The sequence below is a fragment of the Salinibacterium sp. genome, assembly GCF_031364185.1.
GTDB lineage: Bacteria > Actinomycetota > Actinomycetes > Actinomycetales > Microbacteriaceae > Rhodoglobus.
Map to the genome: position 1 here is coordinate 1 of NZ_JANLVV010000281.1, position 1,183 is coordinate 1,183.

The 1,183-nt window shown below is 70.2% G+C and carries 1 protein-coding gene; it reads right to left on the bottom strand.

The genetic code is table 11. The features are described 5' to 3' along the window. Positions 1-158: 158 nt before the first annotated feature. The coding region (locus RMN95_RS12185) for a hypothetical protein (protein ID WP_309617179.1) at positions 159-1,183 on the bottom strand (1,025 nt) is incomplete at its 5' end.

The following is a 1,183-nucleotide window of genomic DNA, read 5'->3' on the forward strand; positions in this document are numbered from 1 at the left end:
TGCCGCGGCTGCCCTCGAGCAGGTTCGGGAGGTCAGGCGGCTGGGCCCGTTCGCTGCCGAACTCGTCGTCATTCGCGACGCACACCTCTCCGACGTCCGAAACGACGGACCTCGCAGTGGGCACGGGTGCAGCGTTGGCTAGAGCAGCGGCGCGGCAGCTACCCGCGTGAGACCTCGACCCGGGCATCCACTTCGGGGCAGGTTTTCTGAATGGATGCCTCGAGCCCGGCGTCCACGGTGATGACCCGAACCGGGCCACCGATCACCCCGATCACGTCGCAGAGTTGCTCGACGGGTGGCGTCGTCCACGCTCCGGTGTCGCGGTACTGACGGTAAGCGGTGAACGCGAAGCCGCGCAGCGCGGGGTCGCCATCCTCACCGGGCGCGAGTTCTCCGCCGAGTTTGAGGGCGATCCAGAAGTCGGCGAAGGCTTCGTCCGGTTCGCCTGATGCCCACAGGATTCCCGGGTCGGCCGGGTCAGAGTTGGCCAGGATCAGCTCGACAGATCTGTCTCCCGATGCCCACACCGCTCCCGACAGGATGCGCGCGAGCGGCGGGCGCACGACGCCGGGACGTGCGAGTGGCGGCCCAAGGCTGGCGGCGATGACCACGATCACCGCGGCGGCGGCGGCGCCGAGCAGCGGTCGGCGGGTGCGCGCGAGCAGGGCGAACACGAGCGACAGCACGATGACCCCGACGATCACGGCGGTCATCCAGAGGAACTTGGCGGGGTAGTAGCCAGTGACCATGCCGGAGTCGCGCGCAAGAAACGCCAGCGCTGCGCTGCCCACGACGGTGGCGCCCGACACGGCGATGGCGCCCGACAGCACGGGCCGGTGCGAGCGCAGCAACACCCCGCCGGCCACCAGCAACACGAGGGCGATGGCGACCACCGGGACGACTCCGGGCAACCCGTGTCCCGGGATCTCGAGGGCCGATCCGAGGGTGGCCAGTGCGGGGCCGGATGCCACGAACAGCCACACGAGGGGTGGCACGACGGCGGCGATCAGGGGTACGGCGGTGCGGGCATCCATTGTTCTGAGGGTTGACCGGTGGCGCACGGCCAGCGCAACGACGAACGCGACGGGGAGCACAACCCAGGGGCTCCACGTGGCCAGGAGAAGGGTGGCGATGCAGAGCTGCACGGCGAGCGCTGCAACGACTCGGCCGGGTGAGGCGAGGT